At 73.0% G+C, this 14,648-nt stretch carries 12 protein-coding genes; 5 read left to right on the top strand and 7 right to left on the bottom strand.

The window, feature by feature from the left end:
* The 4 genes from ACWEVN_RS38960 to ACWEVN_RS38945 form a co-directional block, all read left to right on the top strand.
* The coding region (locus tag ACWEVN_RS38960) for an ATP-binding protein (RefSeq protein ID WP_452054617.1) at positions 1 to 2,410 on the top strand (2,410 nt) is incomplete at its 5' end.
* On the top strand, positions 2,407 to 2,892 hold the full coding sequence (locus tag ACWEVN_RS38955; RefSeq protein ID WP_452054616.1) for a roadblock/LC7 domain-containing protein: 486 nt from the start codon (positions 2,407 to 2,409) through the stop codon (positions 2,890 to 2,892). The genes ACWEVN_RS38960 and ACWEVN_RS38955, both read left to right, overlap by 4 nt.
* Complete coding sequence (locus tag ACWEVN_RS38950; RefSeq protein ID WP_452054615.1) at positions 2,889 to 3,269, top strand: DUF742 domain-containing protein; 381 nt, start codon at positions 2,889 to 2,891, stop codon at positions 3,267 to 3,269. Before ACWEVN_RS38955 ends, ACWEVN_RS38950 begins: the two co-directional genes overlap by 4 nt.
* A 13-nt stretch (positions 3,270 to 3,282) precedes the next feature.
* Entirely contained in the window at positions 3,283 to 4,125 is an 843-nt protein-coding gene (locus tag ACWEVN_RS38945; protein WP_452054614.1) for an MHYT domain-containing protein, read from the top strand.
* On the opposite strand, the gene ACWEVN_RS38940 is transcribed toward ACWEVN_RS38945, so the two are convergent.
* Positions 4,035 to 6,422 carry a DUF7617 domain-containing protein gene (locus tag ACWEVN_RS38940; protein ID WP_452054613.1) on the bottom strand — a complete coding sequence of 796 codons (2,388 nt, stop codon included), beginning with the start codon at positions 6,420 to 6,422 and terminating at the stop codon, positions 4,035 to 4,037. The two genes, ACWEVN_RS38945 and ACWEVN_RS38940, sit on opposite strands and share 91 nt — an antisense overlap.
* Before the next feature lie 354 nt (positions 6,423 to 6,776).
* Here ACWEVN_RS38940 and ACWEVN_RS38935 point away from each other — a divergent pair, with 354 nt between their 5' ends.
* The gene (locus ACWEVN_RS38935; protein ID WP_452054612.1) at positions 6,777 to 7,766 is read left to right on the top strand and encodes an epimerase; all 990 of its coding nucleotides are present in this window, start codon (positions 6,777 to 6,779) and stop codon (positions 7,764 to 7,766) included.
* On the opposite strand, the gene ACWEVN_RS38930 is transcribed toward ACWEVN_RS38935, so the two are convergent.
* The 6 genes from ACWEVN_RS38930 to ACWEVN_RS38905 form a co-directional block, all read right to left on the bottom strand.
* Positions 7,763 to 8,461 carry a GntR family transcriptional regulator gene (locus ACWEVN_RS38930; RefSeq protein WP_452054611.1) on the bottom strand — a complete coding sequence of 233 codons (699 nt, stop codon included), beginning with the start codon at positions 8,459 to 8,461 and terminating at the stop codon, positions 7,763 to 7,765. The two genes, ACWEVN_RS38935 and ACWEVN_RS38930, sit on opposite strands and share 4 nt — an antisense overlap.
* Before the next feature lie 98 nt (positions 8,462 to 8,559).
* Positions 8,560 to 10,050 (bottom strand): beta-N-acetylhexosaminidase, encoded by a 1,491-nt coding sequence (locus ACWEVN_RS38925; RefSeq protein WP_452054610.1) that lies wholly within the window; start codon positions 10,048 to 10,050, stop codon positions 8,560 to 8,562.
* The gene (locus tag ACWEVN_RS38920) at positions 10,050 to 10,868 is read right to left on the bottom strand and encodes a carbohydrate ABC transporter permease (protein WP_452054609.1); all 819 of its coding nucleotides are present in this window, start codon (positions 10,866 to 10,868) and stop codon (positions 10,050 to 10,052) included. The genes ACWEVN_RS38925 and ACWEVN_RS38920 overlap by 1 nt, the downstream gene beginning before the upstream one ends.
* Complete coding sequence (locus tag ACWEVN_RS38915) at positions 10,865 to 11,788, bottom strand: carbohydrate ABC transporter permease (RefSeq protein ID WP_452054608.1); 924 nt, start codon at positions 11,786 to 11,788, stop codon at positions 10,865 to 10,867. Before ACWEVN_RS38915 ends, ACWEVN_RS38920 begins: the two co-directional genes overlap by 4 nt.
* A gap of 70 nt (positions 11,789 to 11,858) precedes the next feature.
* Positions 11,859 to 13,133, bottom strand: a complete 1,275-nt coding sequence (locus ACWEVN_RS38910) for an extracellular solute-binding protein (protein ID WP_452054607.1) — start codon at positions 13,131 to 13,133, stop codon at positions 11,859 to 11,861.
* A 17-nt stretch (positions 13,134 to 13,150) separates the two neighbouring features.
* Positions 13,151 to 14,326, bottom strand: a complete 1,176-nt coding sequence (locus tag ACWEVN_RS38905; protein ID WP_452054606.1) for a carbohydrate-binding protein — start codon at positions 14,324 to 14,326, stop codon at positions 13,151 to 13,153.
* Positions 14,327 to 14,648 lie beyond the last annotated feature (322 nt).

Here is a 14,648-nt window from a genome sequence, read left to right as displayed (position 1 = left end):
GGCGGCGGTCCAGCGCGACGCCGGCTACGCGCCGCTGCCCGGGGACACCGGCCGCGCGCTGAACACCGCGCTGGGCAAGCTCGCCGGGATCCGCGCGGCCGGCGCCGGCGGGGGCGACGTCCGCACGAAAGCCGCCGGCTACAACGACATCATCGCCACCCTCGGCGACCTGGTGCCCGCGATCGTCCCGGCCGACGCCGCCAGCGCGGAGACCACCCGGCTGCTGGTGCACCTGCGCGGCGAGCTGGCCACCGAGGAGACCTACCGGCGGGCCGCGCAGAACAGCCCGGACGACGCGTCGCTGCGCCCGGCCGTCATCCAGACCGCCGCCGAGCAGGAGGTCCTCGCCGAACAGGCGGAGCACCAGCTGACCGGCGACCGGCTGGCCAAGTTCACCGCGGCGACCGACGCCGCCGACGGCAGGCTCGACGCCCTCCAGGAGCCCGGCGACCGCCCGCTCGCGGCGCTGCTGCCCTCGATCACCGCCGAGGCCGCCACGGTGACCGGTGTGCTCGACGACGTCGCGGCGCAGCTGGCGACGAACGTCTCGGAGGCCGCCGACGACGCCCGCGCGGACTCGCTGCGCGACACGGCCCTGGTGCTCGGGGCGCTGCTCGGCGCGCTCGCGATCGCGCTGCTGGTGGTGCGGTCGCTGGTCACGCCGGTGCGGCGGCTGCGCGCGGCGGCCCTGCGCGCGGCGAACGACCAGCTCCCGGAGACCGTCCGGCAGATCCGCGAGGGCCAGGAAGTCGACTGGCGCGCGGTGCCCGATTCCGGCGTCCGGACCGACGAGGAGATCGGGCAGCTGGCCCGGGCGTTCGACGACATGCACCGCCAGGCGGTCCGCCTCGCCGTCGAGCAGGCCGAGCTGCGCCAGCAGGTCAGCGAGATGTTCATGACGCTGTCGCGGCGGAGCCAGTCGCTGGTCGAGCAGCAGCTGTCGATCATCGAAGACCTCGAGGCCGGGGAGCAGAACCCCCGGCGGCTCGACGAGCTGTTCCGGATCGACCACATCGCGACCCGCCTGCGCCGCAACGGCGAGAACCTGCACGTCCTCGCGGGCGGCCGCCCGGTCCGCCACGGCCGCGAACCGGTGCCGACCCGCGACCTCCTGCGCGCGGCGACGTCGGAGGTCAAGGACTACCGCAGGGTCGCGCTCGGCAACGCGCCGCGCAGCTCGGTCCAGCCCGAGGCGGCGGCGGACGTGGTGCACATCCTGGCGGAGCTGCTGGAGAACGCGACGCGCTTCTCGCCGCCGGAACACAAGGTGGCGCTGACGGCCGACCGCGGCGCCGACGGCGGCCTGCTCATCGAGGTGGTCGACCAGGGCCTGGGCATGACCCCGGAGGAACTGGCCACGGTGAACGACCGCCTGGCGGCGGCCGGCACGGTCGGCCCGGAAACGACCCGCCGGATGGGGCTGTTCGTGGTGGGCCGCCTGGCGGCCCTGCACGGGGTGACGGTGCGGCTGAGGTCGACGGGAACGGCGGCCCGCCACGCCGGGGTGACGGCGAGCGTCCACGTCCCGGGCGCGCTGGTGCTCGCGGACCTGGCCCGCCCGATCGGAGCAGGCCGCCTGACCCCGCCGGCCCGCAACGGCCACCCACGGCCGCCGGTGGTCCCGGCCCAGGCTTCGACGCCGATCTTCGAGCAGGTGGTGACGAGCTGGTTCACCGAGCCGCCGGCCAAGCCGGCGGCCCGCCGGAACGGGAAGACGGGACCGGTGGAGTGGCCGGCGGTCGGGTCGGCAGCCGAGCTGCCCGCGGCTTCGGCGGTGGAAGGGGAGCTCGAGTCGGCCGCCGCGTACCGGGCATCGGTGGCCGAGCCGACGGAGGCCCCCGCGGTTCCGGTCGAGCGGGTCGCCGGGGCCGAGCGGGCGAGCGAGAGTTCCGGAGCTCACCGGGTAGTCCCGGCGGAATCCGCCACGGACAAGCCGCCCAGCGCCGACTCCGGCACGCGCCCCGAGCTCACCCCTGTGGGTGATTGGGACACGCCCGCCGATCGCACCCGGCAGGCCGCCGCACCCACCGGCCGCTCCGAGCTCACCTCGGTGGGTGATGGGGACACGTCTGCCGACCGCGCCCGGCAAGCCGCCACCCGTTCCGAGCTCACCCCTGTGGGTGATTGGGACACGCCCGCCGATCGCACCCGGCAGGCCGCCGAGACCGCCCTGCAGCCCCCGGCCGCGCAGAACCTCACCGGGGCCGGGTTGCCCACCCGGCGGCCCGGCGCTCAGCTCGCTCCCGGTGCCGTCGTTCCCCGCGTCCGCGACCAGGCCGGTGGCTCCTTCCGCGACGCCGCCGCCGTGCGCAGCAGTCTGTCGCGGCACTACCAGGGCATGCGTGCCGCGCGGATGGAGACCACCTCGCGTGCCGAACGATCCGGAAAGGACGAAGTGGATCCGCGATGACGGAACTGCACCCCCGGCGCTCCGCCACCGAGCCGGCGGCCCGGTCCCTCAGCGGGACGCTCCCCGCGCCGCCCGCCCGGTCCGCGACGCTGAACTGGCTGGTCAACGGGTTCGTCCAGGACGTCACCGGAGTCGCGCACGCCGTGCTCGTCTCCGCCGACGGGCTGCTCGTGGCCGCCGACGAAAACCTGCCGCGGGAACGCGGCGACCAGCTCTCGGCCATCGCCGCCGGCCTGTCCAGCCTCTCCCTCGGCACCGCCGAACTGTTCACCGCCGGGCGGGTCGTGCAGTCGGTCATCGAAATGGAGCAGGGGTTCCTGCTGCTGATGAGCGTGGGCGACGGCTCGAACCTGGTCGTGCTCGCCTCGACCGGCTGCGACATCGGGCTGGTCGGCTACGAGATGACGATGCTGGTCGAGCGGGTGGGGCAGAAGGTCGACGTGCCCGCGCGCGAGATGCCGGTGGCCCAGGACCACCGGTGATCGACGACCCGCACGGGGACGAGCCTCGCCGCAGCGCGGCGCTGGCCCGTCCCTACGCGTGGACCGAAGGCCGGACCGCCCCGACGGTCGAAATCGCCGTCGAAGCACTGGTCGAAACCACCGCCGACGGCCGGGCCGAAGCCGGCTACCAGACGTCGAGCGCGCTGGCGGAAGTCCTCGAGCTGTGCGTGCGGCCGCGGTCGCTGATGGAGATCGCCGCGCTGCTGGCGCTGCCGCTCGGCGTGGTCCGCGTGCTCGTGTCGGACCTGATGCAGGACCACCTGGTGATCGTCCGCGACACGCTGTCGGACAACGCCACCTGGGACGAGCGCCACGACTTGATGGAACGCGTGCTGCACGGGCTGCGCGACCTGTAGAGAGGACTTCGCCATGGAGCACTTCGCGCTCGGGCACTGGCTGCTCGTGCTCGCGTACCTGACGTCGGTGGTCGGCTGCGCGCTCGGCCTCGCGTGCGCGGTCCAGGCCCGCCACGCCGCCGATCCCCGGCACCGCCTGCGGTGGCTGGTGCTGGCGGCGATCTCGATCGGCGGCGTCGGCATCTGGCTGATGCACTTCGTGGCCATGCTCGGCTTCAGCACCCCGGGCATGCCGGTCCGCTACGACATCTTCCGCACGGTCCTGTCGGCGATCCTGTCGGTGACGGCGGTGTTCGCGGGCCTGCTGGTGGTGGGCGGCCGCGCGAAGTTCGGCTGGTGGCGGCTGGCCCTCGGCGGCGTCATCACCGGCCTGGCGGTGAATGTCATGCACTACACCGGGATGTCGGCGCTGCGGGTGAAGGGCGACTTCGGCTACGACGGCGGCCTGGTGGCGCTGTCGGTGGTGATCGCGGTGGTGGCGGCGACCGCGGCACTGTGGTTCGCCGTCTTCCTCGACCGCCTCCTGCTGCGGCTGCTGGCGGGGTTCGTGATGGGTGCGGCCGTGACCGGCATGCACTACACGGGCATGGCGGCGGTCCGGATGACGATGGACATGAACGCCCCGGACCCGGCGGGCGCGGAGGTGTTCTCCTTCCTGTTCCCGGTGTTCGTGCTGGGCGCGATCGCGATGGCGGTGCCGCTGTGCGCGGTCCTGATGGCGCCGGCCCGCGGGGGAGTTCCCCGCGAGCCGGCGATCTCACCTCCCTACAGGCTGCACAGCAGCGAACACGCCTTGGCCGACGACCAGTCCGTTGTGGACGGTGGTGTTCCCGGCGGGACGTTCACCGGCAGGTAGGTCACCTTCGCCTTGTTGGTGATCGGGAACAGGTTCAGCAGGGCGTAGGTGGCGCAGTACACCTGCTTCGACTGGCCCGCCGCCAAGGTGAACGGACCCGTCTGGCACGACGGCTCCACGGTGTCCACCACCTGCGCGGACGTGATCCCCACCGGACCCTCGTTCGTCACCGTGATCCGCCAGTACGCCGACGCCGCCAGCACGCCGAGCAAGCCCACCGGGGCCTGCTTCGCCCACGGTCCGGCGCCGCCCGGGCCGCACTGGGCCGGGTGGACCGCGGTGCAGATCTCCTTCTCCACGGTCACCTTCGGGGTGCACGACGCGCCCGGGGCGACCGGGAGCGTCACGGTGTTGGACGTGAACGACCCCGTCGAGTCGGTGCCCGCCGCCGTGTTCGCCACCGACGTCACCAGGCAGTCCGCCGAGATCGTCGTGCGGAAGCACAACTGGGGTGCGTCACCCGCGAAGTCGACCACCAGCGACCCGCTGAAGCCCGCCGCGCTGTGCAGGACCAGCGTCGTCGTCACGGTGATCGACGGGTGGGCCGCCACCGAGACACCGGTCAGGTCGACCGAGCCGTCCGGCGCGAAGCCCGGGGTCGGCACCACCGCGTCGTCCTGGTCGACGACCGTGACCCGCGACGCCGCGAGGTCGACGTTCGCCAGGTCGACGCCCGCCAGCCGCGCGGACGTGTAGCCCTGGACGTGACTTCCGCCGTCACAGTAGAAGTCACCCGGGCGCAGGGTCACCTGCCCGCCGGAGCGGACACACGGCGTCGCGCCGGTGGCCGGGTCCATCGAGAACAGCACGCCTGCGTCACCCAGGCCGATCAGGCAGCCCGACGGCGGGTCGTAGGCGTACCCGTAGTCCCGGGTGGCGCCGCCGTTCACCGTCGGGTGCGTGACCCGGGCGGGGAGCCCGGCGCACGGCGCGCCCGTCGTCCAGTCGTGACAGACCGCCGCACCGGCGATACCGGCGTTCCACACCGGGAGGTAGCTGCGCACGTGGCCACCCGGATCGGTGACGACTTCCGGGTTGAAGACGTACGCCCCGGCCGGCAGCGCGGCCGGACCCGGCGGTGCGGGCAGCGCCGACCCGTCGAGCGCGAAGCACGTCGTGCCGCCGGTCGTCGACGAGCACACGCCCACCGGGGTGCCGGCCGTGTCGAACGCCGTGTAGGCGTTGTAGGTGAAGTTCCCCGCCGGTCCGGTCGGCCGCCAGGACGCCCAGCCGGCGCACGCCGTGGCCGTGGCGGGGTCGAAGCAGCCCAGCGAAGGCTGCTGCCCGGTATTGGGGTCCGACGACGACGCGAAGACCTTCCCCGCCACCACGTCCAGCGCGCCGTAGACGTACGGGTTGCTGGGAATGGCCGGTGCGATCGGCGCGTACGGCTGGCCGCCGCAGGCGCTCTGGGTGGCGATGGTCCAGCAGACCACCGCGCCGCTGGTGACCAGGCCGTACAGGTTGCCGCCGGTTTCCACGAACCCGGTGAGGCCGTTGACCGCGGGCGAACCGCCGGTGGCGGCCAACGGCCAGTACCCGCAGTTGGCCGCGGCGGCCATGTCGAGGCAGGCGACCCCGACGGACGCCGCCGTGACGGCGGGGTAGTAGACCTTCGCGGGCGCCGCGGGATCGCGGACGTACTGCTCGACCAGGGTGCTGGTGATGTCGCCGGCCCCCAGGGTGCCGAGCGGGCCGGGTGCGGTGTTGAGCACCTTCGGCCACGGGCCGCCCGGGCAGCGCGTGCCGGTGGCGAGCTCGGTGCAGACGACCTTCGGCGACGTGGCCCCCAGGTGGTGGTAGATGTTCCAGGCCTGCAGCACGCCGCCCGGGGTGCGGTACAGGATCGGCGAGAAGCCGTCGCCGCCGGTCGCGGTGGTCGCCGCCTGCACGGGCGGGGTGAGGGCGCCGGTCAACTGGGTCGCGTCGGGGCCGGCGGCGGGATTCGTCCCGCGGACCGCGGTGACGCCGGACGCCGGTTCGGTACCGGTGAACGTGCTGCCGTCGGTGGACCACTCCGGCGTCCAGCCGGACGGGACGTGCAGCGAGCCGGACTGGTAGGCCTGCCCGGCGCCGACGGCGTCGGTGATCGTGGCGGCGCCGGTCGTGGTCGCGTGGTCCTCGTAGCCGACGACCCAGTTCGCGGTCGCGCCGTGCGCGGCCGGGGAACCGTTGCCCTGCACGGACTTGGTCAGGGCCGAGACCGGCGGGGCGGGGTCGGCGGCCGCGGGCAGCGGGACGGCGGTGACCGCCGTGAGCACCAGGGGCAGGACCGCCCCCAGCATGCGTCTTCGCATGGTTGGTCCTCGATTCTGGAAATGGACAGAATTTGTCCAGGAATCGTTTCCTGGTCGAAGGAAAATCCTATGCCGCATCGGCGGTGTGGTCGAAGCGCTCTCACCCGGGCGCCGAAAAGGCGATGCGAACAGCGCAATTCGGAGGCCGGTCGCCGTCGTGGGCACCTGCTGTGACGAGGGGATTCCGATTCCGGTGTCACCCGGACGCCGGTAACGTTCACTCGATCGGGTAACGAGGGCAGGCTAAGAAACCGCATTTCCGAATGGTGCGAAGATTTATTCACCGGATGTGCCGTCGCTCCGCTGTGAGCGAATTCGCTGGCCAAGCGGTGATCTTGGTGCTTGGCTGCCGGGATGGAGATCCTGGTGCTGGGCGGGACGGCGTGGGTGGCCCGGGAGCTGTCCCGGCAGGCGATCGGCCGCGGCCACCGGGTGACCTGCCTCGCGCGCGGCGAAAGCGGAGCCGTCGCCGAGGGCGCGGCACTCGTCGCGGCCGACCGGCGCGACCCGTCGGCGTACGAGCCCCTGCGCGACCGGGTGTGGGACGCGGTCGTCGAGGTGTCGTGGCAGCCGGGGTTCGTCCGCGGAGCGCTCGGCGCACTGGGCGGTAAGGCCGGGCACTGGGTGTACCTCTCGTCCGGCAACGCCTACGCCTCCCACGCCACCCCGGGGGCGGACGAGTCCGCGCCCCTGCTCGCCCCGACCGACCGGAATGAGGCCGACCGCGCGTCGTACGGCGAAGCGAAGGTGGCCTGCGAGCAGGCCTCGACGGCGGCGGTGGGCGACCGCCTGCTCATCGCGCGGGCCGGGCTCATCGGCGGGCCGGGCGATCACACCGGCCGCTCCGGCTACTGGGCCGCCCGCGCGGCCCGCGATCCGCGGGGGCCGATGCTGGTGCCGGACACGCCATCGGTGCCCACGCAGGTGATCGACGTCCGGGACCTGACGGCCTGGCTGCTCGACTCCGCGGAGGCGGGCACCACCGGCACGTACAACGCGGTCGGCCCGGTCGTCCCGTTCGGGGAGTGGATCGAGCTGTCCCGCGCTGCCGGCGGGCACACCGGTCCGGTGGTGACCGCCGGGGCGGACTGGCTGCGCGCCCAGGGCGTGGCCGAGTACATGGGCCCGGAGTCGCTGGCGATGTGGCTGGTCGAGCCGGGCTGGGAAGGCTGGTCGGCCCGCGACGGCTCGGCGGCGCTGGCCGCGGGGCTGCGGCACCGGCCCCGGGCGGAGCTCCTGGCGGACACGCTGGGCTGGGAACGCGGGCAAGGCCTGGACCGCGAGCGGCGGGCGGGCCTGAGTGCGCGGCGGGAGCGCGAGTTGCTCGACGCCCTCGGCTCCTAGCCGGATTCGGCGTCGAAGCGGAGTTTCGACGTGATGCGGTAGCGGTCGCCGCGGTAGGCCGAGCGGGTCAGTTCCACAATGCGGCCCTCGTCGTCCCTGGTGAGCCGCTCGATGTGGAGGATCGGTGCGTACACCGCGATTTCCAGCAGGTCCGCCTGGTCCGGGTTGGTCACCGCGGGCTCGATCGTCTGCACCGCGTCCGCCACCGCGATCCCGAAGCGTTCGCGGAGCAGCCGGTAGAAGTTGCCCGTCTCCAGGTCCGCCGGGCGCAGGCCGGGGACCAGCGCCGCGGGCAGCGCCAGGTGCTCGATCGCGATCGGCTCGTCGTCGACGTGCCGGACCCGGGTCACGCGCAGCACCGGCGCGCCCGGCTCCAGCTCCAGCTCCCCGGCCAGGGACCGCGGGGCCGGGGACACCGCGAACGCCACCACCCGGCTGGTCCAGTGGCCTTCCGCCGGCGGCACCGCGAGGCCGGTGGCCAGTTCCTGGGTGACCTTCTGTGGGCTGGTGAACGTCCCGCGGCCGCGCTGGCGCACCAGCAGCCCGGTGCGGGTCAGCTCGTCGATGGCCGCCCGGACGGTCGGGCGCGAGACGCCCAGCTCCGCGGCCAGCTCCCGCTCGGAGGCGAGGCCGGTGCCCGGTCCGGCGTTCTCGATCACCTTCAGCAGGTGCCGCCGGACGCGGTCGCGCTTCACCGTGGGTGGCCGGTCCGCCGGCTCGCCGGCTTCCTTTCGGCGGTTCCGGGCGGCGGAGCCCCCGTCCTGGGGCGCGGCCCCGGATGTCGCGGCAACGGTCAACGCACTGTCTTCCCGGGTACTCCGAGCGCGCCGGCGAACCGGACGCGCTCCTTCGGCAGGGCACCCAGCGCCCGCAACCGGCCGAGGTGGCCGGCCAGGCGCTGGTGGAAGTCAGCATAACCGCGGCCCGGCGGCGACCACGCCCGTTCGGCCAGCGCGCACAGCCGGGGGAACGCCAGGTGCCGCACGTGGTCGGGGGTCGGCGCGTGCTCGGTCCACAGCTGGGCCTGGGTGCCCAGCACCCCCGGCGCGGTGCCGGTCGCCACCGGGAGCCCGCCTTCCAGGGGGTCGAAGCGGTAGACGTCCTCCAGCGTCGTCACGGGCCCGTGCGGTGGCTCGCCGGGTTCCTCGTTCTGCGGGTAGTCGAAGTACGTCGAGGTGTGCGGTGCCATCACGACCTGGTGGCCGCGGGCGATGGCGAGTGCGCCGTGCGCCGCCTCGCGCCAGGCCGTCACGACCAGGTCCGCGGGCAGCCGTCCCGCGGCGTGGCCGGTTTCGTCCCAGCACACGGCCCGCCGGCCCAGGCTCGCGACGACGTCGTGCAGCCTTCCGAGGAACCACGGGTGGAGCTCGGCCGGGCGCACCCCGAGCCGGGCCGCCGTGGCCCGCGCGACCGGGTCGGTCTCCCACTGCGTGGTCGGGCACTCGTCGCCGCCGATGTGCAGGTAGGGCGACGGGAACACGCCCGCGACCTGCTCCAGCACGTCCCGGCAGAAGGCGAAGGCTTCGTCGTGGACGCCCAGGATGTCCGGGCTGATGCCCCATTCCGTCCACACCGGCAGCGGCTCCGAAGGCCGGTTGCCCAGCGAAGGGTAGGCGGCCAGCGCCGCGCGCACGTGGCCCGGCAGATCGATCTCCGGCACGATCCGGACCCCGCGTTCGGCGGCGAAGGCGACCAGCTCCCGCAGCTCCCGCTGGGTGTAGAAACCGCCGTGCGGGACGCCGTCGAAGACGCCGCTGCCCGCGGGCCCGACCATCGACTCCGCGCGCCACGCCCCGACTTCGGTGAGCCGGGGCCGTCCGGTGATCTCGATCCGCCAGCCCTGGTCGTCGGTGAGGTGCAGGTGCAGGACGTTGTACTTGTGCAGCGCGAGCAGGTCGACGAACTCGTGCAGGAACTCCAGCGGCATGAAGTGGCGGGCGACGTCGAGCAGCACGCCGCGCCAGGGCAGCCGGGGCGCGTCGCGGATGGTCAGGCACGGCAGCCGCGGGGACAGCTGGCGGATCGTCTGCACCCCGGCGAGGAGACCGGCTTCGGTGGACGCGGTGAGCAGCGCGCGGCCGGTGGTGACCTCCAAGGTGTACTCCTCCGGGCCCAGCCCCGGTTTCCGGGCGAGCCGGATCACCGGTCCATGGTGGACCAGAGGCAGCCCGGTGTAGGTGGCCAGCAGCCGGGCCGGGCCGTGGGTGCCGGGGCCCGCCAGGATGCCGGTGGGCACGCAGGAACCGGCGCGGCGGGTCAGCCACGCGGGGCGCGGGATGAGCATCAGCCCTTCACCGCGCCCGCGGTCATGCCTTCGACCAGGTGGCGCTGCACCAGCGCGAAGAAGACGACGACGGGCAGCGCGAACAGCGTCGACGCGGCGATGAGGCCGCCGTAGTCGGTGCCCGTGCTGGTGCTGAACGACACCAGCCAGACCGGCAGCGTGTAGCCGGAGCTGTCCTTCATGATCACGTAGGCGAACAGGAAGTCGTTCCACGCGGTGATGAAGGCGAACACGCTGGTCGCGATCAGCCCGGGCAGGACCAGCGGCAGCAGGACCGAGCGCATGACCCGGCCGCGTGTCGCGCCGTCGACCATCGCGGCTTCCTCCAGTTCGACCGGGATCCCGTGCAGGAAGCCGCGCAACGTCCAGATCGTGAACGGCAGCACGAGCGCGACGTAGGTCAGGACCAGCCCGGGCAGCGTGTCGAGCAGGTGCGCGCTCTTGAGGCTCAGGAACAGCGGGATGACCAGGGCGGGCACCGGCACCATCTGCAGCACCAGCACGCCGATGAGGAAGCTGCGGCGCCCGAAGAACCGGAAGCGGGTCAACGCCGTCGCCGCGAGAAAGGCGACCACGATGGACAGCACGACCACCGCGACGACGACCACGGCGCTGTTGAGCAGGTCCTGCACGAACCCCGGCTTGGCGAGCGCGCCGGCGAAGTTGTCCAGCGTGACGTCGACGGGCAGGAATTCGGGCGTGGGCTGGAGGATCTTGCCCGCGGGCTTGAACGCCGTGAGCACCATCCAGTAGACCGGGAAGATCCACACGAGACAGAACACGGCCGCGAGCGCGTTGCGCCCGAACCGCCGGATCACAGGTCCTCCCCGGAGCGCACGAGCCGCCGCACGTACACGGCGGTCAGGCCGACGAGCAGCGCGACCGAGACCACGGCGATCGCCGCGCCCTGGCCGAAGTCGTTGCGGCTGAAGGCCCGGGTGAACGTCCAGATGCCCAGCGTCGTCGTGCCGCCGGCGGGGCCGCCCTGGGTGAGGATCCAGATCTGGTTGAACACGGTGAAGTCCCAGATGACCGAGAGGATGGTGACCAGCCCGAGGATCGGCTGCAGGAAGGGGAGGGTGATCGTGCGGTGCACCCGCCACGGCCCGGCACCGTCCAGCGCCGCGGCTTCGTAGTACGACCGCGGGATCTGTGACAGGCCGGCGTGCAGGGTGAGCGCGGCGAACGGGACCGACTGCCACACGACCAGCAGCCAGACGAGGGTGAACGCCGACGCCGGGCTGGTCGTCCAGTCGTGCTGGGTGAGGTCCCCGAAGCCGAGCCGGGTCAGCAGCCAGTTCACCACGCCGTAGCCGGGCTGGAAGAGCCATTGCCAGACCAGGGTGGAGGCCACGTTCGGCAGCGCCCACGCCGCGATCAGGCAGAGTGTGACCGCCGTGCGCATCCGCCGGCCCAGGCGCTGCAGCAGCAGGGCGACGCCGGACGCGATCACCAGCGTCCCGAGCACCAGCGCGGCGCAGAATCCGACACTGCGGGCGAGCACCGGCAGCAGCTGCGGGTCGGCGAGGACGGCGGCGTAGTTGTCCCCGCCGGCGAAGCCCGTCTTGCCGGTGAACAGCGACCGCAGGCCGTAGTCCTGCAGCGAGATGACGACCAGCCGGACGAGCGGGTAGCCGAGCACCAGCCCGAGCAGGGCGGCGGCGGGCAGGAGCAGGCCGTAGGGGAGCAGGGAAGGGCGTCGCGTTCTTTCCCGGACGCGGGCCTTTTCGAGCAGCACGGGGACTCCTTCGCGGAACAGGGGCGGGGCGGCCCGGCGGGGACGGCGGTCGGCCGGGCCACCCCGCCGGTCAGCGGGCGCCCAGCGCCTCGGTCAGGTGGGCGTCGAACTCCCGGGCCGCGTCGGCGATCGGCCGTCGCCCGGTGGCGATGTCGGCGAAGAACGTGTTGATGGACTTGTCGCTCTCGATGGTCGCCCAGCCGGGGGCGGCCGGGGTGGCGACGCTGGTCTTCGCCGCGGTGGCGAAGGCCGCGTTGACCGGCGGCAGCGTGGACGTGATCCGGTCGATCAGCTCGGTCGAGATCGGCGTCCAGCCGTCGATGCCGGCAATGGCGTCCCGCTGCACGGCCGGGTCCGTCGCCGCCTTGAGGTAGGCCAGCGCCAGGTCCTGGTGGCGGCTCTTGGCCGCGACGGCGAGGTCCGAGCCGCCGAGGAACACCGGCTGCGTCTTCCCGGGCGTGGCGCTCGGGAACGGGAAGGTGCCCAGCCGGTCCTTCAGCTCCGGCTTGTTCTTGAGCACGGTGTTGACGCTCGTGTCGAGGATGGCCGCGGCGCCGCCGGAGGAGAAGATGGCGGCCTGGTCCGGGGCCTTCGTGTCGACGTTGCGGGACGCGGGGGAGGAGTAGGTGTTCTGGAAGTCCTTCCAGGCTTGCAAACCCTTCAGCGCCTCGGGGCCTTCGAGGGCGCCGGTCCACTTCCCGTCCCGCTGCGTGGCGATCTGCCCGCCGGCGTCCCAGACGAACTGCAGCGCGCCGAACCAGTACCGGCCGGGGAAGTGGAAGGCCGAGAAGTCCGGCGCCGGGTGCTTGGCCTTGATCTTGTCCAGGGCCGCGGTGAGCTCCGGCAGGGTCTTGGGCGGGGCGGTGACGCCGGCGTCGGCCCACAGCTGCTTGTCGTAGATCACCGCGCGGTTGCCGGCGAACAACGGCGCGCCGTACAGCTGTCCGTCCACAGTGGCCGGTCCGGCCAGGCCGGGCAGCCAGGTCTGGCCCGCGGCGAGCTCGTCGCGGTGCGGGGTCAGGTCGGTCAGCGCCCCGTTGGCGGCGAACAGCGGGACGTTCGTGTTGCCGATCTCGATGACGTCCGGCGTGGTGTCCTGGGCCAGCGCGGTGCTGATCTTCGTGTTGATGTTGTCCCATTCCTGGATCTGCACGGTGACGTGCGCGCCGGTGGCCTTCTCGAACGCGGCGTTGATCGCCGCGGTGGCCTGGTCGCTGAGGTCGCCGTTCATCAGCCAGACGGTGAGGGTGCCACCACCGGCGGCCGGAGCGGGGGTGTCGGTACCGCAGGCGGTGGCGGTCACGGCGGCGACGGCCAGTGCGGCGGCGAGGGTGCGTCTGCGCATGGGGAGCTCCTGAGCGGTCAGCAGTGGCCGAGGTCGCGCCACTGGGCGGTGAGGCCGGGCTCCGAACCCTGGGTCCACCAGTTCGCCTGCCAGAGGTGGGCGTTGTGCTTCACGCGCTGGCCCTCCAGGTACACCGTGCCCCAGTCCCATTCCGCCGCCGTGGAGCAGTTCGCGGGCTGGGAGGGCGTGGTGGGCGTCGTCGGCGTGGTGGGTGTGGTCGTCTGCGGCGGGGTGGTCGGCGTCGTGCAGCCGGCGACGGTGTCCACATGGGACGTTCCGGCCGAGCGGTACTGCCCGGCCCGCGCGACGGCGTCGGCCGGGGAGACGACCTGGTTGCCCGCGTAGTAGGTCCAGTCGACCTGTTCGGTGTAGACGCTGTTCCCGCTCGTGTGCCCGGCGGTGTCGATGAACCACATGTTGTAGTTGATCGACATCGGCGTGCGCGGGTACACCGGGTTGCCCTGGGCGTCGGTGGTGTGGTCCGCGGTGAGGACGCCGTCGAGGTAGTACTTCACGTGCCCGCCGGAGACCTGCGTGACGATGTCGTGCCAGCCGGCGAAGCTGCGGTTCTGCGCGGTGGACGTGCGCAGGCCGTCCCAGGTCGGGTTGTTCCAGTAGGTGTACCAGCTGGTCTGGTAGTTCGCCTGCGGGCCGCCCCAGCCGCCGTTGGGCAGGTACTCGGAGAAGTCGAGCTCGCTGTAGAGCGGATCGCGGTCGTACCGCAGCGGGGAGATCGTGAAGTAGGTTTCGTTGACGTGGTCGCCATCGGCGCCGCTGTCCGGCGCATCGGTGAAGCGGACGCGGCTGGCGTAGGTGCCTTCGAGGAACCGCAGCTGGTTTTGGTAGAGCTCGGAGTGCGTGGTGCCGGCCGCGCTGCCGTCGGTGCTCGCGGCGAGCTGGGCGACGCGCTCGCCGTTCACGGTCGGGAAGCTGACGTTGCTGGTGAGCCACCGCGCGCCGGGCACCCCGGGGCTGCCGACGTCGTTGCGCGTGGTCCAGCCGGCCTGGGTGAAGGCGCCATCGGTGGGCGAGGCGTAGTGGAAGTCGTCGAAGAGCACCCCGCCGCAGCCGGCTGCGGCGGGGTTGGCGGCGGCCGGGCTCGCGTCGGCCCCGCCGGAGAGGATCAGGGCGGTCGCGGCCGCGGTCGCGAGGCTCGTCAAGGCTGCGGTGGTGGTCCGGGTGCTGCGGGACATGGGTCTCCTCCTGGGGATGCCGTCCGCGGGGAGCGCCGATTGGTCTAGACGAATCAGGTGGCCAGTACCTTCCTCCCTGACCATTGGTAAAGTCAAGAAGGCGACAGAACTTACCTTTGGTAATTTCGGTGGGGCTCACGGGCGGTGGGCGGCTCGTGCGGCGAGCGTTGGTCGCCGGGGTCGAGCGCGGACCGGCGGTGCGCGGGTCGGGGTTGCCGGCGGTTGCCCCGCGGCCCGCGGCCGACGCGACCCCGACCCGTGGCCTCGCTGCCGCGACCCGCGGCCATTGGTCCGCGACCGGCTACCCGCGGGCGGACTGCCG

The sequence above is a fragment of the Amycolatopsis sp. NPDC003861 genome, from assembly GCF_053605405.1.
This window is presented reverse-complemented; position numbering and strand designations above follow the sequence as displayed.